The organism is Kitasatospora sp. NPDC088779, assembly GCF_040685395.1.
In the GTDB taxonomy this organism is placed as follows: Bacteria; Actinomycetota; Actinomycetes; order Streptomycetales; family Streptomycetaceae; genus Kitasatospora.
The window spans coordinates 25,497-45,805 of the sequence record NZ_JBFBHW010000055.1; the positions used below are offsets into that span (position 1 = coordinate 25,497).

At 72.8% G+C, this 20,309-nt stretch carries 19 protein-coding genes and 1 pseudogene; 11 read left to right on the plus strand and 9 right to left on the minus strand.

The window, feature by feature from the left end; all coding sequences use genetic code 11:
- Positions 1-401: 401 nt before the first annotated feature.
- The 5 genes from AB0P03_RS34220 to AB0P03_RS34240 all read left to right on the plus strand — a co-directional run bounded on the left by AB0P03_RS34220 (position 402) and on the right by AB0P03_RS34240 (position 5,076).
- Positions 402-2,036 (plus strand): ATP-binding protein, encoded by a 1,635-nt coding sequence (locus AB0P03_RS34220; RefSeq protein WP_363587157.1) that lies wholly within the window; start codon positions 402-404, stop codon positions 2,034-2,036.
- A 17-nt stretch (positions 2,037-2,053) separates the two neighbouring features.
- Positions 2,054-2,440 (plus strand): roadblock/LC7 domain-containing protein, encoded by a 387-nt coding sequence (locus AB0P03_RS34225; RefSeq protein WP_208869028.1) that lies wholly within the window; start codon positions 2,054-2,056, stop codon positions 2,438-2,440.
- A gap of 132 nt (positions 2,441-2,572) precedes the next feature.
- A complete protein-coding gene (locus tag AB0P03_RS34230) occupies positions 2,573-2,935 on the plus strand; it encodes a DUF742 domain-containing protein (protein ID WP_063345928.1) in 363 nt (120 codons plus the stop codon).
- Positions 2,916-3,533 carry an ATP/GTP-binding protein gene (locus AB0P03_RS34235; protein ID WP_363587156.1) on the plus strand — a complete coding sequence of 206 codons (618 nt, stop codon included), beginning with the start codon at positions 2,916-2,918 and terminating at the stop codon, positions 3,531-3,533. Before AB0P03_RS34230 ends, AB0P03_RS34235 begins: the two co-directional genes overlap by 20 nt.
- Before the next feature lie 85 nt (positions 3,534-3,618).
- Positions 3,619-5,076: a cytochrome P450 gene (locus AB0P03_RS34240; protein WP_363632493.1), complete on the plus strand. Its 1,458-nt coding sequence runs from the start codon at positions 3,619-3,621 to the stop codon at positions 5,074-5,076.
- Between the two features lie 10 nt (positions 5,077-5,086).
- Here AB0P03_RS34240 and AB0P03_RS34245 read toward each other — a convergent pair whose 3' ends face one another.
- Together AB0P03_RS34245 and AB0P03_RS34250 are read right to left on the minus strand one after the other, a co-directional pair.
- The gene (locus AB0P03_RS34245) at positions 5,087-6,739 is read right to left on the minus strand and encodes a metallophosphoesterase family protein (protein WP_363632494.1); all 1,653 of its coding nucleotides are present in this window, start codon (positions 6,737-6,739) and stop codon (positions 5,087-5,089) included.
- A 207-nt stretch (positions 6,740-6,946) separates the two neighbouring features.
- Entirely contained in the window at positions 6,947-7,585 is a 639-nt protein-coding gene (locus AB0P03_RS34250; protein WP_363632496.1) for a DUF4360 domain-containing protein, read from the minus strand.
- 374 nt (positions 7,586-7,959) lie between these two features.
- On the opposite strand from AB0P03_RS34250, the gene AB0P03_RS34255 reads away from it, so the two are divergent.
- The gene (locus AB0P03_RS34255; protein ID WP_363632497.1) at positions 7,960-8,241 is read left to right on the plus strand and encodes a hypothetical protein; all 282 of its coding nucleotides are present in this window, start codon (positions 7,960-7,962) and stop codon (positions 8,239-8,241) included.
- Between the two features lie 13 nt (positions 8,242-8,254).
- Here the strand turns inward: AB0P03_RS34255 and AB0P03_RS34260 are convergent, their stop codons facing one another.
- From AB0P03_RS34260 to AB0P03_RS34280, 5 genes are all read right to left on the minus strand, one after another.
- Complete coding sequence (locus AB0P03_RS34260) at positions 8,255-9,103, minus strand: SAM-dependent methyltransferase (protein ID WP_363587151.1); 849 nt, start codon at positions 9,101-9,103, stop codon at positions 8,255-8,257.
- A 58-nt stretch (positions 9,104-9,161) separates the two neighbouring features.
- A complete protein-coding gene (locus AB0P03_RS34265) occupies positions 9,162-10,520 on the minus strand; it encodes an MFS transporter (RefSeq protein WP_363632499.1) in 1,359 nt (452 codons plus the stop codon).
- Positions 10,521-10,612: 92 nt separating this feature from the next.
- Positions 10,613-10,963: an isomerase gene (locus AB0P03_RS34270; protein WP_363632501.1), complete on the minus strand. Its 351-nt coding sequence runs from the start codon at positions 10,961-10,963 to the stop codon at positions 10,613-10,615.
- Between the two features lie 180 nt (positions 10,964-11,143).
- On the minus strand, positions 11,144-11,476 hold the full coding sequence (locus tag AB0P03_RS34275; protein WP_363587179.1) for a ribonuclease domain-containing protein: 333 nt from the start codon (positions 11,474-11,476) through the stop codon (positions 11,144-11,146).
- Positions 11,477-11,757: 281 nt separating this feature from the next.
- Positions 11,758-12,837 (minus strand): phosphatidylinositol-specific phospholipase C domain-containing protein, encoded by a 1,080-nt coding sequence (locus AB0P03_RS34280; RefSeq protein WP_363632502.1) that lies wholly within the window; start codon positions 12,835-12,837, stop codon positions 11,758-11,760.
- Positions 12,838-13,047: 210 nt separating this feature from the next.
- Between AB0P03_RS34280 and AB0P03_RS34285 the strand changes: the two genes are divergently transcribed.
- Positions 13,048-13,701, plus strand: coding sequence for a dihydrofolate reductase family protein (locus AB0P03_RS34285; RefSeq protein ID WP_363632503.1), 654 nt, complete (start codon positions 13,048-13,050; stop codon positions 13,699-13,701).
- 75 nt (positions 13,702-13,776) lie between these two features.
- Here the strand turns inward: AB0P03_RS34285 and AB0P03_RS34290 are convergent, their stop codons facing one another.
- Positions 13,777-14,661: a geranyl diphosphate 2-C-methyltransferase gene (locus AB0P03_RS34290; protein WP_363632505.1), complete on the minus strand. Its 885-nt coding sequence runs from the start codon at positions 14,659-14,661 to the stop codon at positions 13,777-13,779.
- Positions 14,662-14,716: 55 nt separating this feature from the next.
- Positions 14,717-15,871: pseudogene (locus AB0P03_RS34295) on the minus strand (family 2 encapsulin nanocompartment cargo protein terpene cyclase); the annotation flags it as partial.
- 367 nt (positions 15,872-16,238) lie between these two features.
- Between AB0P03_RS34295 and AB0P03_RS34300 the strand changes: the two are divergent.
- The 4 genes from AB0P03_RS34300 to AB0P03_RS34315 all read left to right on the plus strand — a co-directional run bounded on the left by AB0P03_RS34300 (position 16,239) and on the right by AB0P03_RS34315 (position 20,232).
- Positions 16,239-17,564 carry a radical SAM protein gene (locus tag AB0P03_RS34300; RefSeq protein WP_363622791.1) on the plus strand — a complete coding sequence of 442 codons (1,326 nt, stop codon included), beginning with the start codon at positions 16,239-16,241 and terminating at the stop codon, positions 17,562-17,564.
- Positions 17,565-17,704: 140 nt separating this feature from the next.
- The gene (locus AB0P03_RS34305; RefSeq protein ID WP_363587144.1) at positions 17,705-18,784 is read left to right on the plus strand and encodes a helix-turn-helix transcriptional regulator; all 1,080 of its coding nucleotides are present in this window, start codon (positions 17,705-17,707) and stop codon (positions 18,782-18,784) included.
- 165 nt (positions 18,785-18,949) lie between these two features.
- Positions 18,950-19,582 carry a hypothetical protein gene (locus AB0P03_RS34310; protein ID WP_363587143.1) on the plus strand — a complete coding sequence of 211 codons (633 nt, stop codon included), beginning with the start codon at positions 18,950-18,952 and terminating at the stop codon, positions 19,580-19,582.
- Between the two features lie 53 nt (positions 19,583-19,635).
- Entirely contained in the window at positions 19,636-20,232 is a 597-nt protein-coding gene (locus tag AB0P03_RS34315; RefSeq protein ID WP_363622785.1) for a hypothetical protein, read from the plus strand.
- Positions 20,233-20,309 lie beyond the last annotated feature (77 nt).

A 20,309-nucleotide genomic window follows, 5' to 3' on the forward strand; every position in this document is an offset into this window, starting at 1 on the left:
CGGTCTCCCGCCGGAATTTCCCTTGGGCGCCCCGGTGGTGGCGGTCCCCGGGAGGGGGGTGGTCCGGTCGGGGCCAGCGCAGGAGGCGCCGCTGTAGCACGAACTCGTCTTTCGGGGTGGGGAATTGGCGAAGAAACCCTTCGCATGAGCGAATCCGGGGCGGGTTGGCGGTGCGGGCGGGGCGGGGCGAGAAGCCTGGTGGCGGGACGGCGGCCGGCCGGGGCTGAGACTGGTGTGCGAGATGTCCGGCATGTCCGGCACGGCAGGACAAGTCGGCTGTACAGCTGGATTCTTGAACTTCCGTCAGGATTGTCCTGAACTTGGCTATGCTGCATCACCATGCCTCCGGCGCCGGCCGTCGCCCGTCCCCGTACTGTTCCGATCGTTTGAGGATGCCGAGAATGCTTCGAGCTGGATCATCACCCGCCAGACGGCCGTCCGCGCCCCTGCTCGGGTGGCTGCTGCCCACCGCCGTGATGGCGGCGGCCGTGGCGGCCGCCGCGGCGGTGGTGTCCGCCGGGGTCCGTGCGGAGGTGCTCTGGTGCGGGGCGACGGGCACGGTGCTGGTGGCCGTGGTGGCCGCCGAGTCGGCCCGCCGGGGGCGTGCGCTGGCCGCGTTGCGGGAGCAGCACGCCCGGCAGGTGGGCGAGTTGCAGCGGCGGCTGGCCGGCCAGGAGGCCGAGGCCGTGCGGCTCGCGAAGGAGGAGCTGCCGAGGCTGGTGGCCCGGGCCCGGTACGGCGCGTCGATGGACAGCCTGGCCCGGTCGTACCAGGTGCGCGATCCGCTGGCCGCGCCGAAGTTCCGGGGCGCGCTGGAGTCGGTGGTGCGCGGGATCATCGTCGCCGTCGACGACGAGGTGAACCGGCGCGACTCCGCCGAGCGGGCCTTCGTCAACATCGCCCGCCGGGTGCAGGCGATCATCCACCGGCAGGCCAAGGACCTGCGCGAGATGGAGGACCGGCACGGCAACGATCCGGCGGTCTTCGACGACCTGCTGCGCCTGGACCACGGCAACGCGCTGACCGGCCGCCTCGCCGACAGCATCGCCGTCCTGTCCGGCGCCCGCCCCGGCCGTCAGTGGACCAGGCCGGTGGCGCTCTACAGCGTGCTGCGCGGCGGCATGTCGCGCATCCTGGAGTACCAGCGGGTGGACCTGCACCCGGTGGCCCAGGTGTCGGTGATCGGACCGGCCGTCGAGCCGCTGATCCACGCCGTCTCCGAACTGCTCGACAACGCCACCCGCTACTCGCCGCCGCACACCCACGTGCACCTGAGCGCCGCCGAGGTGCAGAGCGGCATAGCGATCGAGATCGAGGACGGCGGCCTCGGCCTGACCGACGAGGCCCGGATCCGCGCCGAGCGCAGCCTGCGCGAGGCCCAGGTCTCGAAGGACCTGGACGACCTCACCGAGTCGCCCCGGCTGGGCTTCGCGGTGGTCGGCCGTCTGTGCCAGGCGTACGGCTTCCAGATCTCGCTGCGCCGCTCCGCCTACGGCGGCGTCCGGGTCGTGCTGGTGGTGCCGCAGGAGTTGGTCACCACCGCGCCCCCGACCGGGCGGGCGCACGGGATCGGCGCGTTCTCCGGCCCCCGGCCGCTCCCGGCGAACCCGCCCAAGTCGGCGGCCCCGTGGGGGGCGCGGGCGGCGGCGACCGGCGTGACGGGGCCGTCCGTCGGACCGTCCATCGGGCCGTCCTTCGGGGCGCCTGGCCCGTGGGCGCCGAGCGGGCCGGGCCCGGGGGACGACGAGGTGGTGGTGACCGAGCGCACCGCGAACGGCCTGCCGCAACGGCGGCGCCGCCCGCCCACCCCCCGGGCGGGCTACCCCGGATCGGCCCGGACCGCCGGACAGTACGGCAACCCGGCCTCGGGGCCCGCCGCGGGCCCCGCCCCGGGGACGGGAGGGCGTCACGCCAAGGAGCCGGTACAGCCCGGCCTCTGGCTGGAGGCGTTCACCGAGGGGATCAACGGCCATGGACCGGCCGCGAGTTCGGCCGGTCAGACCAATGAAGAGACGGCAGGGAAAGGCGAGCAGTGATTCCGCACCGCAGCAACATGGACTGGATCCTCAAGGACCTCGCAGACAGCGTGCCGTACATCCGCCACATCGTCGTGCTCTCCGGCGACGGCCTCCGGATCGCCCAGCACGGCACCGATCCGGACACCGCCGACCGGCTCGCCGCCGCCTGTGCCGGGCTGCAGAGCCTGGCCGCGGCGGTGGGGCAGGAGTTCCCGCACGGCGACGGCTCGATGCGGCTGGTGGTGATCGAGGTGGACGGCGGCTTCTTCTACCTGATGGCGGCTGCCTCCCGCGCGTACCTCGCGGTGCTCGCCGACGAGGGAGTCGACGCCGGGCTGGTGGGCCAGCAGATGCGCGACCTGGTCGCCCGGATCGGCGAGCACCTGGCCACTCCCCCGCGCAACCCCGAGGTGGTCGCGTGAACCGGCCGCAGCGTCGGACGCAGCGGCGGCCGGTGCGCCGTCCCGGTCCCGACCGCGACAGGGACCGGGACCGCGACCGCCTGACCCGGCACCGCGGAGTGCGCACATGAACGAGCACAGCGAGGCGGGCACATGACGACGGCCGACCAGGACGGGTGGGACGGTCCCGACCCCGCCCGCCTGTACGTGATCACCCGCGGCCGCAGCGGCCCGGCCGGACCGGGCGTCTTCGACCTGGTCACCCTGATCGTCTCCCGCGCGGAGCCGACGCCCACCATGCAGCCCGAGCACGCGGCCATCCTGCGGCTGTGCCGCTCGCCGCTCTCGGTGGCGGAGGTCTCCGCCTACCTCGAACTGCCCACCAGCGTCGTCACCGTGCTGCTGGCGGACCTGCTCGACGACGGGCGGATCGAGGCCCGCGCCGCCGTCCCCAAGGCGGAACTTCCCGACCGTGCCCTGTTGGAGGCGGTGATCCATGGACTTCAAAGGCTCTGACACGGTGGTCGGGCCGGCCGCCTCGGACCTGCTGCCGGACTCCGTCGCGATGGCGGTCAAGGTGGTGATCGTGGGCGGCTTCGGCGTCGGCAAGACGACGCTGGTCGGCTCGGTCAGCGAGATCCGCCCGCTGACCACCGAGGAGACCATGACCCAGGCCGGGGTCGGCGTGGACGATCCCACCGGGGTCGAACGCAAGACCTCCACCACGGTGGCGATGGACTTCGGCCGGATCAGCATCAGCGACCAGCTCGTGCTGTACGTGTTCGGCACCCCCGGGCAGGAGCGGTTCTGGTTCCTCTGGAACGGCCTGTTCGAGGGCGCCCTGGGCGCGGTGGTGCTGGTGGACACCCGCCGGCTGGAGGTCAGCTTCGAGGTGATCGGGAGGCTGGAGGACCGCGGCGTGCCCTTCGTGGTGGCCGTCAACGGCTTCCCGGAGGCGCCGGCGCACCCGGTCGACGAGCTGCGGGCCGCCCTCGACCTGCCGCCCGAGGTGCCGATCGTGGCCTGCGACGCGCGCAGCCGCGAGTCCAGCCGGGACACCCTGATGACCCTGATGCGGTACCTGTACGAGCTCGCGGTCCCGCCCACCCGCTGACGACCGCCCGCCCGGGGCCGCCCGCGCACCCCGCCAGCCGAACCCCCCGTCCGCCCCGCCGACCCCACCCGACCCCGGAGAGCCCGTGAGCACCCCGTTCCCCGATGACGCCGCCCCCACCCCGCCGCCCGGCTGCCCGGCCCACGGGCGCGCCCTCGAACCGTTCGGCCCCGGCGGCGTCCGGCGCCTGTACGGGCCGGAGGCCGAGGCCGACCCGGCGGGCCTGTACGAGAAGCTGCGCGCCGAACACGGCGAGGTGGCCCCGGTCCTGCTGCACGGGGACCTCCCGGCCTGGCTGATCCTCGGCCACGGCGCGAACATCACCGCGATGCGCTCGCCGTCCCTGTTCTCCCGCGACTCCCGCCTCTGGTCGGCGTTCCGCGACGGTGACGTCCCGATGGACTCGCCGCTGATGCCGGTGATCGCCTGGCAGCCGCTGTGCGTGTTCGCGGACGGCGAGGAGCACCGGCGGCTGCGCGGCGCCGTGCTGGACGGCCTGAACCGCTTCGACCGGCGCGGCGTGCGCCGCCACGTCCGGCGGTTCACCACCGAGCTGGTCCAGGTGGTCGGGCAGACCGGCCGGGCCGAGCTGGTCACCCAGTTCGCCGAGCACCTGCCGATGCTCGTCATGACCCAGCTGCTCGGCATGCCCGACGAGTACGGACCACAGCTGGTGAACGCCGCCCGGGACCTCATGAAGGGCACCGAGACGGCCATCGCCAGCAACGAGTACGTGGTGGCGAGCCTGCGCCGGACGATGGCCGCCAAGCGCGAGGACCCGGGCGGTGACCTGGTCACCTGGCTGATGGAGCACCCGGCCGGGCTGACCGACGACGAGGTGATGGAGCACCTGCGGGTGGTGCTGCTCGCCGCGAACGAGACCACCGTCAACCTGATCGCGGACACCCTGAAGATGGTGCTCACCGACCCCCGGTTCCGCGCCCACCTGTCCGGCGGTCAGATGACCCTGGGCGAGGCGCTGGACCAGGTGTTGTGGGACTCCCCGCCGATGTCGCTGGTGGCCGGCCGCTGGGCGACCGTCGACACCGAGCTGGGCGGGCAGCAGATCAGGGCCGGTGACCTGCTGCTGCTCGGACTCGCGGCCGGCAACGTCGACCCGGTCGTCCGGCCCGACCTGGCCACCCCGCTGTACGGCAACCGCTCCCACCTCTCCTTCGGCGCCGGCCCGCACGAGTGCCCCGGCCAGGACATCGGGCGCTCCGTCGCCGAGGCCGGGATCGACATCCTGCTGACCCTCCTGCCGGACCTTCGGCTCGCCGTGCCGGAGGAGGAGCTGACCTGGACCTCCGCCTGGATCTCCCGGCACCTGGTGGAGCTGCCGGTGGAGTTCACCCCGCGCGAGATCGAGCCGCACCCCGACTCCAAGCCGGTCGACGCCCCGGAGCCGGCGGCCGTCGCCGCACCCGAACCCGCGCCGGCGGAGTCGCCGGCGGTGGAGGAGGCGGAGGCACCGGCCGCCGTACGGATCCCGGCGCAGCGCCGCGGCTGGTGGCGGGCGTTGACCGGCCTGTTCCGGCGCTGACGGCCCGTCCCTAACGACGGTCGCTGCGGGGCCGCTGCAGGGTGAAGGTGTCGACCGGGGTGAGGTCCCCGTGCGGGCCGTCGAAGGTGTAGTACGTCACCCGCATCCTGGTCAGACCGCCGCGCCGGTCGCCGGGGTCGACGTCGAAGGCCGCGAAGCCGTGGGTGTGCTGCCGGTCCTGGACGGCGGCCCACGGGGCGTCCTCGGTCAGCCACACGGACTGCCGGTACGGGGCCGGCGGGCGCGGCGCGTCCTCCAGGGCGACGACCACCCGGCCCTTGGGCTCCCCGAACAGGTCGTCCTGGGTGGTGGCGGCGTTGCCACCGGCGCCGATGACCATGTGGACGGTGCCGCGGCCGGTGTCGACCGTGTGGAGGTCGGTGTCGGACGGCACCGGGGTGCGGGTGTCGTTGGGAAGGGTCCCGCGGACGGGGTGGGAGCGCTCGTAGTAGTGCTCGTGGCCGCTGACCACCAGGTCGACCCCGTAGGCGTCGAACAGCGGGCCCCAGGCCTCGCGGATGCCGAGGTCGCTGCCGGCGCCGTGCTGCGAGCTGGAGATCATCGGGTGGTGCATGCAGACCACGATCCAGTCGATCGCCCGGCTGCTCCGCGCCGACCGCAACTCGCGCTCCAGCCAGCGCTGCTGGGCCCCGCCGGAGTAGCCGCGCAGATAGTGGTCGCCGCTGTCCTGGATGGCCACGTCGTCGTTGGCCAGGCTGATGAAGCGCACCGAGCCGACCGTGAAGGCGTACCACATGCCCCGGGTCTCCGCGTCGTCGGCGGCCGCGGAGTCGGGCAGTTCGAAGTAGGTCTGGTAGCCGAGGGCGCCGATCGGGCCGTTGCCGGCCTCGTTCTCGCCGTTGCCGGCGCAGGGCATCCAGGGGCGCAGCCGGGCCGAGCGGCTGTTGTTGATGAACCAGTCGGCCCAGGTCAGCGTGCGGCTCTGGCCGTGCCGGCCGCTGTAGGAGGCGTAGCAGAGGTCGCCGTTGACCAGGTTGAACAGCGGGCCGACGCGTTCGACGGCGGCGACGATGTCGGCGGAGTGCGGGGTGCCGACCTGGCTGCTGGTGAACACCGGGTACTTGCCGAGCGGTGACGGCATGCCGTCGGGGAAGACCACCTGGCGGCGGAGGTTGGGGGTGGCCTGGTCCCCGAAGCTGGTGAAGGTGAAGGGCGCCCGGCCGCGCGGGGCGGTGGTGAAGGAGCCCGGCTCGGGGCTCGCGCCGTCGTGGCCGGCGGTGTAGAGGTAGGTGGTGGCGGGGCGCAGGCCGGTGAGGCGGGCGTGGTGGACGTACACCTCCTCCTTGCCGAGGGCGTCCCGGTAGGTGCGGGTCTGCGCCTCGACGACACGGCCGAGGCCGCCGTCCGGTGAGCCGAGCCGGACCTGCGGGCGGCGCACGGACTGCGGGGTGATCCAGGAGACCGTCATGTCGGCGGACGGGTCCGTGCCGAACTGCAGGTGCAGCCCGCTCACGCTGGGCGCCCCGGTCCGGTGCGGGGTGGACCGCAGCAGCGGGCTCGCGGCGGGCCCCGCCTCCCGGCCCGCGTCCGGGCTTGCCTCCGGGTTCGCCGCCGCGGCCGGCTGGGCGGCCGCACCGCCCGCGACCAGCGCGGCGCCGGCCGCGGATGTGCCCTTGAGGATGGACCTGCGTGCGATCGTCATGGAGCTCCGCCTGCCGAGTGGGGGTGTCGACCCGGAGCACTGTACAGACATGTGCATGCGGAAACGATCGATATGACGGACGGTCACCACCGGTACGACGGAGGGCATGCGTCGGCCCCGGCAGGGGTCGGGGGCTCCGCCGGGGCCGGGCGCAGGGAGTCGGGCACAGGGAGTCGGGCACAGGGCCCGGGGGTCAAGCGCCGGAGATCAGGGGCACTGCTTCCAGGCGAGGTGGTAGACGGTGTTGATGCTGCCGTCCGTCGAGTCCATGGTCATGAAGCTGGTGGTGCTGTTCGGGTCCGAGCTGCCGGCGCCGACCCGCAGTTCGGTGTTGATGTTGAAGTTGCGCTCCTCGCCGCAGGGGGCGAAGACCAGGGCGGCGACGTCGACGGTGTCGGTCGCCTGCCAGTTGTCGTCCTTGGGGCCGCTGAAGTGGTGGCTCAGCTGGACGGTCGCGGGGTCGCCCTGGAAGTAGTAGCCGGCCTGCTGGGTGCCGGTCGCACCCTTCTCCAGGTGGGCGAAGCCGCGGTAGTCGGCGGAGGCGATCGCGTAGGTGAAGCCCTGGGGGACGTGCACCCGCAGGTTGAGCTGACAGTTCTTCCGGAAGTCGGTCGGCTTCGAGCCGACCCCCACCTGGGCGAGGTAGCTGCTGTAGGTCACGGTGAAGGCGGTGTTGTCCGGGGAGACGGCCACGGCGGCCGTCCCCGCCGGGCAGCCGGAGCCGTTGACGGTCGCGACGTCGATGACGATCCGATCCGGCGGCGTCGGGAGCACGCCGGAACCGAGGGTCGGCGAGGCGAACAGGGTTGCGGCGATTCCGGTCGTGGCCAGTACACGGAGCAGCATGGGCTTCCCCTTCGATCGTCCACGGAGCCGGGGCCGGCGCGTTGGCGCTCCGAGCGCGGTGATGTTCCGAGCGCGGTGACGTTCCGAGCTCGTTGGCGGTCCGAGCGACTTGGCACTTCGAGCGCGGCCCCGAAATTGACATGGCTATGTCACCACACTCGGGGTGTCCGCGTACAGGGGGTGACGCGCCTCCCGGGTGACCTGCGGGCGACGAGCAGCAGCTCACCCTCGCCCGCGAGCCGGCCGTCGAACCGGCTCCCGGACAGCCCGACATCGACCTGATCCTCGGCACCCGCGCCCACATCCCGCAGGCCTACGAGAAGATCGGCGACACCTGGACGGTCTACGGCCTCGGCGACCAGTTCGCCGGGCACATGTTCACCTACGACGGCGCCGAGGATCCGCGCGGCAACTGGAGCTCCCTCGCCCGCTTCACCGTCCCCCCGCCCGCCGGGCCGGGGCTGCGCTGGACGGTGGGCCGGGCCGAGTTCGTCCCGCAGATCACCGACCTCGGGCCGCCCTACCGGGTGCTCGGCCTGCGCGAGGCCGTCCGCCGCGACCCCGGCCGCGCCGACTACGCCCGCGCCCTGGAGCACATCCGCTCGGTGGTGCTCAGCCGGGACGCGGGCGCGGCAAAACTCGCCCTGGCGCCGTAGAGCGGAGAAACCGTTACGGCCTGCGGCCCAGCCCCGCGTAGGCCGCCACCTCGTGGTCGCCGAGCACCGGGCCCTCGCCCAGCTCCGGGTGCCAGCGGTTGATCAGCACCACGCCCGGGTCGTCCAGTTCCAGCCCGGTGAAGAAGCGCTCGACGCCCGCGCGGGGGCGCAGGTGGTTCTCGATGCCGGCCTCCGAGTAGCGGCGGGAGCCGATCGCGACCAGGTCGGGAATCGAGTCGGCGGTGCCGGCGGTCAGCGCGAGGAAGCTGCCGGAGGGCAGGGCGTCGACCAGCTTGCGGACCGGCGGGTGCGCGGCCTCGTCGGAGAGGAAGTGCACGATGTTGATCAGCGTCAGCGCGATCGGCCGGTCGAGGTCCAGGGTGGCGGCCACCGCGGGATCGGCCAGGAACCTCCCCGGCTCGCGCAGGTCGCCCTCGACGTAGGCGGTGCGGCCCTCGGGGGTGCTGGTGAGCAGCGCGCGCGAGTGGGCGAGCACGATCGGGTCGTTGTCGACGTACACCACCCGGCAGGACGGGTCGACGGCCTGGACGACCTCGTGCAGGTTGGGCGTGGTGGGGATGCCGGTGCCGACGTCCAGGAACTGGCGGACGCCGTGCACCTCGACCAGCCGGCGGACCATCCGGTGCATCACCGCGCGGGCCGCGACGGTGGCGGTGCGCGAGCCGGGCCACTCCCCGAGGATGCGGTCGCCGACCTCGCGGTCCACCGGGAAGTTGGTCTTGCCGCCGAGCAGGTAGTCGTAGACCCGGGCCGGGTGCGCGCGGTCGGTGCGCAGGTCCACCTGCGGCGCCTCCTCGAACCGGACCCCGGTCAGCCAGCCGTCCGGACCGCTGTTCTCCATGTCTTGCCCTTCCGCACGTTCGTTCCCGTCCCACTCAACCACAGGACATGATCGAACGTCAGCCACTTCGGGACGACACCCGCCCGCCGCGCGCCTTGATGGCCGGAGCCCCCACGGCGGCAGCGAAGGACGGCACCCGCAGGGCGGTGACGAGGCCGAGCGCCGGGCCCAGCGTGCAGAGGGTGACGTAGCCGGGGATCAGGCCGAGGCGGTGGTGGTCGTGCAGCCACTCGGCGAGCAGCGGGAAGGAGCCGCCGAACACGGCGATGGTGGCCGCGTTGACCACGCCCAGGCCGAGGGCGCGGACCTCCGTCGGGAACAGCAGGCCGGTAAAGACGTTGAGCGTCCCGAGCACCGTCGCCACCAGCATCCCCAGCAGCACGGCGACGACCTGGAACGGCAGCCAGCCCTGCCGCAGCCCGATCAGCAGCACCGGGACCAGCAGCACCGGCAGCGCGAACCCGGCCCGGGCCACCGGCAGCAGGCCGAAGCGGTCGGCGGCGGCGCCGCTGAGCAGCATGGTGGCCAGCACCACCGCGAGCACCACGGTCATGAAGGAGGTCGCCTCCTCCCGGTCGACCACCCCGTAGGCGGCGGCGTACTGCGGCAGGTAGACCAGGGCGAAGTAGTAACCGACCGTCCCGCCCAGGGTGTTGAGGAAGACGGTGAGCACCGCCCAGCGGTGCTCGCGCAGCACCCGCAGGAACGGCGGGCGGGCGCCCGTCGACTCCGCCCGGGCTCGGCGGAACTCCGCGCTCTCCGGGGCCGCTCGGCGCACCCAGACGGCGGCCAGCCCGAGCAGCGCCGCGACCACGAAGGCCCAGCGCCAACCGCCGTCGGTCACACCGGACTTGCCGAGGGTGTGCAGCAGCAGCGCGAGCACCCCGTAGGAGAGCAGCGAGCCGACGATGATCCCGCCGTAGGAGACCGAGCTGAACGCGAAGCGGTGCCGGGGCGGGGCCGTCTCGGTCACGTACGCGGCGACGCTGGGCGCCTCCCCACCGAAGGCCAGCCCCTGCACCACCCGCGCGGCGACGGCCAGGACCGCCGCCCAGGCGCCGATCGTCCGCTGGTCCGGCAGCACGGCGATGCCGAGGCTGGCGGCGGCGATCACGGACATGCCGAGGGTCAGGGCGAAGCGCCGCCCCCGGGTGTCGCTGAGCCGCCCGATCAGGTACGAGCCGACCGGCCGGGCGACGAACCCGACCGCGAAGGTCGCGTACGCCCCGAGCAGGCCACTGACCCCGCCCTTGCCGTGCCCGAAGAGGTCCGCCGCGAAGTACGGGGCGAGGACGGCGTAGATGTTCCAGTCGAAGGACTCGACCACCGAGCCCACCGTGGCGGCGGCCAACTCCCGTCGCCGCCGGCCGGCTTGCGGCTCCTCGCGCGGCGGGGTGGTTCCGGTCCGATCTGTCATGGCCTCAGCATGGCACCGATCGAGGTGGCGCGGTATCGGACGCGGCGAGGTCCGCCGCCCCCGGCGGCCCGGCGCTACCGGCCGGGGTGGTGTTACCGGCCGGGGTGGTGGACGAAGCGGTAGGTCTCGCGGTCCAGTTCGGTGACCTCCACGCCGATCGCGGCGGGCACGTCGAGGCGGGCCTCCAGCGCGGCGAGCACCCGGGCCGTCAGCTCGGCACGCTGCGCGGTGCTGCGGCCGGCCAGGATCTTGACCTCCACCAGCACCACCGCGCGCCCGGCCGCCCCGTCGCCGACCAGGTGGCACCCGGCCGGGCGGAACAGCGTCTTGCAGTCCGCCACGGTGGTGTCGATCACCTCGGCGATCAGCCGGTGGACCTCCTCGGCGAAGCCCGCCTGGTCGAGGTCGAGGCCGGCGGAGTGGTCGACCAGGATCTGCGGCACGGGGACCTCCCAGGAGACGGAGCCCGCGCGGGGCTCCTCGGACAGTACGGCGACGCTACCGCGCGCGGCCGCACGGCCCTCGGGCAGGGCGCTCACCGGGGTGCGGCGCGGCGGTGGCGCGGCACTCCCGGGGCCCCGGTTGCGCCGGGAGCCCGGGAGCCCGGGAGCGTGAACAGCGGGTCAGCAGCCGAAGTTGATCAGGCGGAAGGTCACGTAGTGGTCGCCGGTGTAGTAGTCCTCGCGGGTGCGCTGGCCGGTGACGATCCGGCGGGTGCCGCGGGTCGGCGAGCCGGGCGTCACCACGGTGTACTCGTGGTAGTAGCCGGAGGACTGGCTCGGCAGCACGCGCTCCTTGTTCTGGAACACCACGCCGTCCTGGCTGTACGGGAACGGCCCGCCGGAGGCGATCAGGTTGAGCGTGGTGCGCGCCTGCGACGGCAGGGCGGACAGGCACACCGAGCCGCTCACCGCGGCGTGTGCCTCGGTGGCGACCGCGACGGGCGCGAGGGTCATCAGGGCAACGGCGGTGACGGCGGCGGCGCGGGACTTCCACGCGCGTAGAGTTCGGGTCATGACAACCAGCATGGCGACCGCCCCGGCCCGCCGAAAGCCCTGATCCAACTCTTCATCTCGGGTCAACTCGACGTACCCACAGCGGACTTGGCATGGACAGCAGCCGCTCCGGGCCCGCCCTGCGCGAAGCCGAGCCGAGCCGAGCCGAGCCGAGGCGAGGCCGGACACGCCTGCGCCACCGGGGCGTTCACCGCCCCGGTGGCGCGTCCGGCGTCTCGGCGTCAGCCCCGGGGCAGGGCCAGGGACTGGACGGCCGGCAGCTTGCGCCAGTCGCTGGAGACGATGCTGGCGTGCGCCCGGGCCAGCTGCTCGGTGCGGGCGCGGGCCTGGTCCGGCGTCGGGTCGGTGGCGCTGATGGCGGGCGCCACGTTGTGCGCGTCCGTCATGACCAGCAGGTAGTGCGAGCGGTCGTACCACGCGGTGTCGACGCCGTTGAGGTAGCTGGCGGCGTCGCCGTCGAAGACCACGAACCAGGGCCGGATCCCGGCGTCCGCGCCCGTGTACGCGGCGCGCGGGTCGCCGGTCTTGGCGCCGTGCACGGCGGGGAACAGCTGGGCGTCGCCGATCCGGCCGGCGGCGGCGAGGTCGCGCAGGTGGCGGCCGTACTCGACGTCGGTGTGCAGGGTGTCGAAGGGGTTGCTCTCCTCGACCGTCCCCGGGATCGCGTACAGCAGGACCTTTCCGGCCAGCGCCGCGCGGCTCGGCCAGTTGCCGGCCCGCACCGCCTCGTCGACACTGGCGTACGAGCCGCCGCCCGGCTTGGCGAGCAGGTCGGCCGGGCGCAGCGCGGCCGGGCCCAGGTGGGCGGCGATCAGCGCGTCCAGTTCCGTCGGCCCCATGCCGAGGTTGGCCGAGAAGCCCGCCTTGAGCTCCAGCTTGACCACCAGCGGGCCGGCGCCCGGGTGGGCGCCGAGCCAGACCCGGACGTCGTCGAGGCAGTTCTCCAGGTTCTTGTTGGCGCCGCCGCTGTAGAGCTGCGCCGGGGTGCTGGCGGCGGTGCAGTTGTTGGAGTTGCCGAGCGGGTTGGAGTGGCTGACCTTCCACTCCTTGGTGACGATGTCCGTCCAGATGTCCAGCTCGATCATCCCGGTGCCGGTGTCGAGCCCCTGGGCGAGGTACGGGTAGGCGGCCGGGTCGTAGGTGTTGTGCAGGCCGACGGTGGTGGCCGAGCCGAACGGCAGGTCCCCCGGGCCGCTCGCGGCCGCGTCCTGCGCCGCGTCGGCGGTCGTCGGAATCAGGGCCGCGGCGGCGGCGAGCAGGCCGGCCGCCAGGATGGCGGCGGCGGTGCGGCGTACGGTCACAGGTACTGTCCCCCCAAGTGCGGATGTGCCTCCGGCCGCCCCTCCCGGACGGTCGGACGAAGCATCGCCCACCAGGGCGAGCTCCGGGTGAAGAAAACACGACAATAGCGTGACGGCTGTACCGCTCCCGCCCGGGTTAGCGTGGGCCGTCCAGCAGGCGCGGCCCGGTCCGCGCCTGAGCACCGAGCACCGAGCACCGGAGGAACTCCCGTGTCCCTGGTCCGCGTCCACAACTTCTCGATCTCGCTCGACGGCTACGGAACGGGCGAGGGGCAGAGCCTCGACTCGCCGTTCGGCCACGCCGGCGACCGGCTGCACGGCTGGTTCTTCCAGACCCGGACCTTCCGGCGGATGCACGGCCGGGAGGGCGACACCGGCGGCGACACCGGCGTCGACGACGCGATGGCCCGCACCTGGAGCGACGGCATCGGTGCGGAGATCATGGGGCGCAACAAGTTCGGCCCGCAGCGCGGCCCGTGGCAGGACCACGAGTGGAAGGGCTGGTGGGGGCCGGACCCGGTGTTCCACACCCCGGTCTTCGTCCTCACCCACCACCCGCGCCCCACGCTGGAGATGGCGGGCGGGACGACCTTCCACTTCCTCGACGCCACGCCCGAGGAGGCACTGCGCCAAGCCAAGGCGGCGGCCGACGGGAAGGACGTCCGGATCGGCGGCGGCCCGAGCACCGTCCGGGCCTTCCTGGAGGCGGACCTGATCGACCACCTGCACGTGGTGGTGGTGCCGATCGTCCTCGGCCGCGGCGAGCGGCTCTGGGACGGGCTCGAAGGCCTGGAACAGCGCTTCCGCACCGAGGCGGTGACCAGCCCGAGCGGCGTCACCCACCTCACCTTCACCCGGCGGTAGCCGAAAGACGGTGGCCTCCCCGCACCCGTGGGGAGGCCACCGTCACACTCGGACCGTCAGACCTGTCAGACCCTGTCAGACCCGGTCGGCCGCGATCAGGACGTACTGGAAGGAGCCGTCCTTGTAGGAGTTGATGAACGCCTCCTCGATGCCGGTGACCAGCGAGGAGGTGGCGCGCAGCTCCCAGTAGGGCAGGGTGGCGGGGGTCAGGTCGATGACGGCCTGCGGCACCAGCCGGTTGTCAACCATGGCCCGCAGGTACTCCCGGCGGGAGTGGATGTTGCACTCGAAGTGCGCGTTGATCTGCGAGACCCACTTGGACGGCTGCCCGTAGGCGGGGTTCCAGCAGCCGGTGACGGTCACGTACCGGCCGCCGACGGCGAGGATCCGGGAGTGCTCGGCGAACAGGTCGTGCAGGTCGACGTACATGCTGGACTCGTTGTTCCACGAGCCCGCCACCTGGCCGGTCTCGAACGGCATGTCGAGCATGTTGCAGACCTGCGAGCGGACGAAGTCGCCGATGCCCAGCTCGTGGGCCCGGTTGTTGCCGAACTCGGCCTGCTTGGCGGAGAGCGTGACGCCCTGGACCCGGCAGCCGAAGCGCTGGTGGGCCATCACCATCGAGCCGCCGCGGCCGCAGCCGGCGTCCACCAGGGTGGCGTCGGCCGGAACCGCGCCCAGGTGGTCGAGGAGCAGCTCGGCCTGCGCGGACTCCAGGCGGTGCAGCTCGGTGATCACCTTCTTCTCGCGCTCGCTGTCGGCCGGGTCGCCGATGGCGGCCTGGTCGACGTCGCCGATGCCGTAGTGGTGGTGGTAGAGGCCGTCCACGTCGCCGAGGCGAAGGTTGACCGGCCGTGCCTCGTGGTCCCAGTAACGTGCGATGTCGCCCTGGTAGGGGGTCGCCGGCCCGGGGATGGCGGCGTTGTCGGCGGGGGTGGTGATGTCGTCGGTCAGGGACATGCGTCAGCTCCTAGCGGGTGATCAACGGAAGGGGGACGGCTGCCGGAAACGGTGGTTACCAGAAGTCGGGCAGGGTGTAGCGGAAGGAGTTGGTCTGGTGCCAGAAGTGGTTGCCGTCGACCCACGCGGACACACCGCGCAGGAACCGTACGAGGGTCGGGACGGGGCAGGCCGCGGCCAGCGCGGCCGCCTCGGCCTCGAAGGCGTGCATCAGGTCGTTGTGGACCTCGACCGCCTTGAGGTAGCCGTCCCGGTGCGAGCAGTCCTCGCGTTCGGCGATCACCACGGGCAGGTTCAGGTGCAGTCCGGGGATGGACAGCTCCTTGGTGTACGAGTACAGGTCGTTGACGATGGTGGTCGCGTTGCCGGCCAGGGCGATCACGCGCTGCATGGCGGGTAGCGCGTGCAGTTCGGCCGGCAGCTCGTAGCCGCCGACGGTGTCCGTGATCGTCGGGCAGGGGCGGAAGTTGTTGAACTGGCGCATCGCCAGGTACTCCCACACCTGCGGGACGTGCTCGGTCTCGGCCCACGACGCCTCGGCGAGGTACCCGAGGTGCAGCCGGGCCATGTCGTGCCGGAACCGGTCCGCCTGGGAGGGCGTGGAGGCCCGGGTGAAGTACTCCATCGCGGAGCGGTACGCCCGGCGGGGCGCGTCCTCGTGCAGCGAGGCCTCCCACTCCGGGTGGTACTCCGGGGTGGTGTGCAGCGGGTCGAGCGCGGTGTGCGCCAGCAGCAGGCGCCCGCCGAGGCCGACCGGCGAGCCGCCGTGCTCCTCGCAGTAGTAGTCGTCGACCGCGTTCTCGGCGACCATCAGGCGGGCGGCGAGCATCAGGTGGTCGACGCCGGGCGCGTCCGGGTGGCAGGCCACCATGTAGCGGCCGGTCGAGAAGCCGTCGAACTGCTTCTCCCAGTCCGGCGGGTACAGCTCGACCTCGTCCAGCGCCCAGGCCTTGATCCTGAGGCTCAGCTCCTCCACCCGCACCGGGTCGGGCTCGGCCACCGGGTGGTGGTAGAGGCCCGGGATGGCGTCGCCGGGCTGCGGCTTGGAACCACCCGGCTTGGAACCGCCCGGCGAGGGGCTGTCGGACGTGGGGACGCCGGGCACGGAGGTGTTGGGTGCGGGCGCGCTCGGGGCGGGGGGACTCTGCGCCAGGTTCAGGCCCGCGGTGCCCAGGCCGCTCGGCCCGCGCAGGATCCGCTCCATCGCCGAGGAGCTCACGACCCCACCGCCGCGGCGGCAGTGCGCTCGAAGGGTGTCCCCGCTCTGGTGCACAGGGGCATGGAGCCTCCTCTGACTCTGATGAAGGATCGCGAGACATGACGCTTCGTCACCTGGCCGACGGCGCGGGCGGTCTTCGAACGCGCCCCCCGTCTCGCTCGGTTCACAACCGTAGGCGCGGGGACCGGTTCGGAAACGCTCCGAACGATCTTCTACACCCGATCAGGTGAACGTGGGCCCGTATGGCGTTTGAAACGCCACCTCCTCATGCATCGGTCCGCCGCGCCCGCCGGCGTAAGGGGGAGAAGAATGGCCACGACCCCGTGACGGAACGGGGCCAGGAAGGACGTACCAGCACATGGAGACCCAGGGCCGCAGCCGCACCGCACTGGTCGAGGACCTCATGGAGCGTTTCCCCGACGTGCCCCGGGAGGCCGTGATCAAGGAGGACCTGCTGCGCGGCGGCATGGCCTTCGACGAGTCCGCCCTCAGCGGCAGCACCGGCGCCGACGGGAGCGGCGAGGTCAAGCCGAAGTCGTACTTCATCTTCTCCTTCGACCACCGCACCCTGCCCGAACTCGGCGCGGCCGCGCTCAACCGCCCGCCGGAGGAGGTCGTGCTCACCGGCGGCCCGTACGGGCTGCGCCGCACCGTGGTGTCGGTGCGGGTCAACCCGGACTCGCCGTACCGGGTCGGCGCCGGGGAGGACGGCACGCTCGGCCTGTACCTCGACGGCGCGCGGATCGCCGACGTGGGCCTGCCTCCGATGCCCGACTACTACCGACACACCCTGGCCAACGGGAAGTCGGTGATGGAGGTCGCCCCGACCATCCAGTGGGGCTACCTGATCTACCTGACGGTCTTCCGGGTCTGCCAGTACTTCGGCGCCAAGGAGGAGTGCCAGTACTGCGACATCAACCACAACTGGCGCCAGCACAAGGCCGCCGGCCGCCCCTACACCGGGGTCAAGCCGGTCGAGGAGGTGCTGGAGGCACTGGAGCTCATCGACCGCCACGACACCGCCCGCGCCTCCCAGGCGTACACCCTCACCGGCGGCGCCATCACCTCGCAGGTCGGCGGCCGGGACGAGGCCGACTTCTACGGCCAGTACGCCAAGGCCATCGAGGAGCGCTTCCCCGGGCGCTGGATCGGCAAGGTCGTCGCCCAGGCCCTGCCGCGCGAGGACGTCCAGCGCTTCCACGACTACGGCGTGCGGATCTACCACCCCAACTTCGAGGTCTGGGACAAGCGCCTGTTCGAGCTGTACTGCCCCGGCAAGGAGCGCTACGTCGGCCGCGACGAGTGGCACCGGCGCATCCTCGACTCCACCGAGGTGTTCGGCCCGGAGAACGTGATCCCCAACTTCGTCGCCGGGGTCGAGATGGCGCAGCCCTTCGGCTTCACCACCGTCGACGAGGCCATCGCCTCCACCCGGGAGGGCCTGCGCTTCTTCATGTCCCACGGCGTGGTGCCCCGCTTCACCACCTGGTGCCCCGAACCCACCACTCCGCTCGGCAAGGCCAACCCCCAGGGCGCCCCGCTGGAGTACCACATCCGCCTGCTCCGGGCCTACCGCGCCACCCTCGAGGAGTTCGGCCTCTCCTCCCCGCCCGGCTACGGCCCGGCCGGCCCCGGCAAGGCCGTCTTCTCGGTCAGCTCCTTCATGGACTCGCTGCCCGGCTGAGCCCCCGACGCACGCCGCCCCCGGTCGGCATGACGGGACGTCAGGATGACGCCGGGGGCCGTCGGCCCACCGCGAGGAGGAGGCGGACCCCGCCGATCGGCGCGTGGGTGGGGGTACGAACAGCGTGTTAGCTTCCCGCCATGGGATTACGTGGGGCTCGTGGGGTGGCGGCGCGGTCGGCGATCGAGGGGATGCGGGAGCTCGCCGGGGAGGGGTTGACGGCGCCGGACGTGTTCCGGCGGGCGGACGAACTGCTGCGCCCGGTCCTGGAGTTCGACGCGGTGTGCTGGCACACGGCGGATCCGGCGACCGGGCTGGTGAACTCGGTGCAGAGCGAGGACCTCAGCCTGACGGCGTACGAGCACGCCGTCAGGCTGGAGGTCTGGGAGGACGACCTGGCGACCTTCCCGAAGATCCGGCACAGCGGGGCGCAGGCGGAGACGCTGAGCCGGGCGACCAAGGGGCGCCCGCAGGAGAGCGTGCGGTTCCGGGAGCAGATAGCACCGGCCGGGTTCGGGGACGAACTGCGGGCGGTGTTCGACGCGACGGGCGGGATGTGGGGGTGCGCGGCGTTCATGCGGGCCCCGGACCGCGGCCCCTACCTGGGACGCCAGCGCGAGCTCGCCGGCGCCGCCGCCCGCCACCTGGGCAACGCGCTGCGGGCGTGCCACGTTCCGGCCGGCGCGCCGGACCAGGAGGACGCGGGGCCTGCGGTCCTGCTGCTCGACCGGCGCAACCGGCTGCGGGCGATGTCCGGCCCGGCCGAGGACCTGCTCGACCGGCTGGCCGACCCCACCCCCACCTCGCTCAGCATCCCGACCTCCGTGGCGATGGCCGCCGAGCACGCCCGCCGGGCGGCGCACGGGCTGGCCGCGCCGCAGACGCCGGTACGGGTCCGCTCCCGGGACGATCGCTGGTACCTGCTGCACGGATCGGCGCTGCGCGGCGACGCGGCGGCGGACGAGGTGACGGTGGTGGCCACGCCCGCCTCGCCGGCCGAGGTGATGCCGCTCTACCTGGCCGCGTACGGGCTGACCGCCCGCGAACAGGAGGTGGCGCTGCTGCTGGTGCGCGGCAGCGACACCCGGGACGTGGCCCGGCTGCTCGCGATGACGCCGTACACGGTGCAGGACCACCTGAAGTCGGTGTTCACCAAGACCGGGGTGGGCAGCCGACAGGAACTGATCGCGCGGATCATGCTCGGCGGGGGGCGCTGCTGACCCGTGGCCCCGCGCCCCTGGCGCGCGCCCGCCGCACGCCCCCAGGAATCTGGGATGGCCGGGGCCCCGCCGCGAACGTGAAGATTTCCCCACGGGGGATTCACGTCATGCACATGACGTGACGTGCATCGCAGTGCCTTCATCGTCCAGCGGAGGAGCACCCTCATGAGCTCGCGCACCAGGCGCACCGCCTTCACCTCAGGAGTCGCCGCACTGGTCGCGGTGACCGGACTCGGCCTCGGCGCCGCGCCCGCACACGCCGACACCACACCGCCGACCGCCACCTGCGACCCCGCCCGCGACTACCTGTGGGAGGACATCGCCTCGGCCCGGGTCGAACCGACCGTCACCGACTTCCTCGCGGTCGCCATCACCCCCGGCACCACCGGCAGTTACACCAAGACCCTCAGCGAGGTCGACTCGGTGAGCACCACGATCAACACCAGCACCGAGGTGAGCGCCGAATTCAAGGCGATCTTCGCCAAGGTGAGCGTCAAGGTCGGATTCTCGGTGGCCAGCACCAAGGCGACCACCCGCACCACCACCGTCACCGACACCGTGAACTTCAACAGCCCCGGCTACTACGGCCTCTACCGCGGCACCCGGAAGGTCACCGGCGAGTGGGTCCGCTACATCTGCGCCCGCAGCGGGAACACGGGCTACTGGATCAACACCAGCCCGAACGGCCCCGGCACCTTCACCACCTTCGACGTCCCGGAGCAGGGGACCGTCTCCTGTGCCTACCCGGAGCCGGCCGGCACCCTGCGCGCGGCCGCCCGGGCGCGACTCGTCTGCTGATGCCCAGGATCACGGAAACGGCCCGACCCACCTGCTGCGAAAGCGAGTCCACGATGCCCCACCCGCACCGTCCGCGCTACCGCGCCCGCCGCCCGCTGAACGTCCTCGGCACGGCGGCCGCCGTCGGCGCCCTGCTGTTCACCGCCTCCCCCGCCGCCCTGGCCGCCCCCGCGTCGGCCACCGCACTCGCTGCGGACCCGGAGAGCGACTACCCCTGCGACCCCGGCCTCTACCGCATCAACACCGCCGGGGCCGACCGGCCGCTGACCGTCGCGCTCTCCCCCGGGAACCACGGCTCGGTCATCCAGTACTTCTGGGGTGACGAGTCGAACCAGAAGTGGCAGGTCTGCCGCAAGCACGCCTCCGACGGCCGCGAGCTGGTGTACTTCCGCGACAGCTGGCGCGGCTGGTGCATGGTCGTCGACCGCTGGGGAAAGGACGACGGCAACTGGATCATCACGGTCGGCTGCGGCGACATCGTCCCCGAGAACCAGGCGTTCTGGATGGCGAAGGTTCCGGGCGGCAACCGCTTCGCCCTCCAGAACCTGAACTCCGGCAAATGGGTCGCCGCCCAGAACCACAGCGACGGCCTGGGCTACCAGATCGTCCAGGACAGCCGACCGGACCTGTTCTATCTGCAGGCCGTCTGACCGTACGGCGCACCACCAGGAATGCCTGCCGTGCCCGGCCGGGGCTGTCCGGCCGGGCACGGCAGGTCCGTGGCACC

Excerpts from the sequence above, each read along its gene's own strand:
- AB0P03_RS34225 (WP_208869028.1), top strand. The coding sequence starts at position 2,054 with ATGGACTGGATCCTCAAGGACCTCGCAGACAGCGTGCCGTACATCCGC.
- AB0P03_RS34260 (WP_363587151.1), bottom strand. The coding sequence starts at position 9,103 with ATGGAGAACAGCGGTCCGGACGGCTGGCTGACCGGGGTCCGGTTCGAG.
- AB0P03_RS34250 (WP_363632496.1), bottom strand. The coding sequence starts at position 7,585 with ATGCTGCTCCGTGTACTGGCCACGACCGGAATCGCCGCAACCCTGTTC.
- AB0P03_RS34265 (WP_363632499.1), bottom strand. The coding sequence starts at position 10,520 with ATGACAGATCGGACCGGAACCACCCCGCCGCGCGAGGAGCCGCAAGCC.
- AB0P03_RS34235 (WP_363587156.1), top strand. The coding sequence starts at position 2,916 with ATGGACTTCAAAGGCTCTGACACGGTGGTCGGGCCGGCCGCCTCGGAC.
- AB0P03_RS34310 (WP_363587143.1), top strand. The coding sequence starts at position 18,950 with ATGAGCTCGCGCACCAGGCGCACCGCCTTCACCTCAGGAGTCGCCGCA.
- AB0P03_RS34275 (WP_363587179.1), bottom strand. The coding sequence starts at position 11,476 with ATGACCCTCGCGCCCGTCGCGGTCGCCACCGAGGCACACGCCGCGGTG.
- AB0P03_RS34255 (WP_363632497.1), top strand. The coding sequence starts at position 7,960 with ATGTTCACCTACGACGGCGCCGAGGATCCGCGCGGCAACTGGAGCTCC.
- AB0P03_RS34300 (WP_363622791.1), top strand. The coding sequence starts at position 16,239 with ATGGAGACCCAGGGCCGCAGCCGCACCGCACTGGTCGAGGACCTCATG.
- AB0P03_RS34230 (WP_063345928.1), top strand. The coding sequence starts at position 2,573 with ATGACGACGGCCGACCAGGACGGGTGGGACGGTCCCGACCCCGCCCGC.
- AB0P03_RS34305 (WP_363587144.1), top strand. The coding sequence starts at position 17,705 with ATGGGATTACGTGGGGCTCGTGGGGTGGCGGCGCGGTCGGCGATCGAG.
- AB0P03_RS34315 (WP_363622785.1), top strand. The coding sequence starts at position 19,636 with ATGCCCCACCCGCACCGTCCGCGCTACCGCGCCCGCCGCCCGCTGAAC.
- AB0P03_RS34220 (WP_363587157.1), top strand. The coding sequence starts at position 402 with ATGCTTCGAGCTGGATCATCACCCGCCAGACGGCCGTCCGCGCCCCTG.
- AB0P03_RS34290 (WP_363632505.1), bottom strand. The coding sequence starts at position 14,661 with ATGTCCCTGACCGACGACATCACCACCCCCGCCGACAACGCCGCCATC.
- AB0P03_RS34245 (WP_363632494.1), bottom strand. The coding sequence starts at position 6,739 with ATGACGATCGCACGCAGGTCCATCCTCAAGGGCACATCCGCGGCCGGC.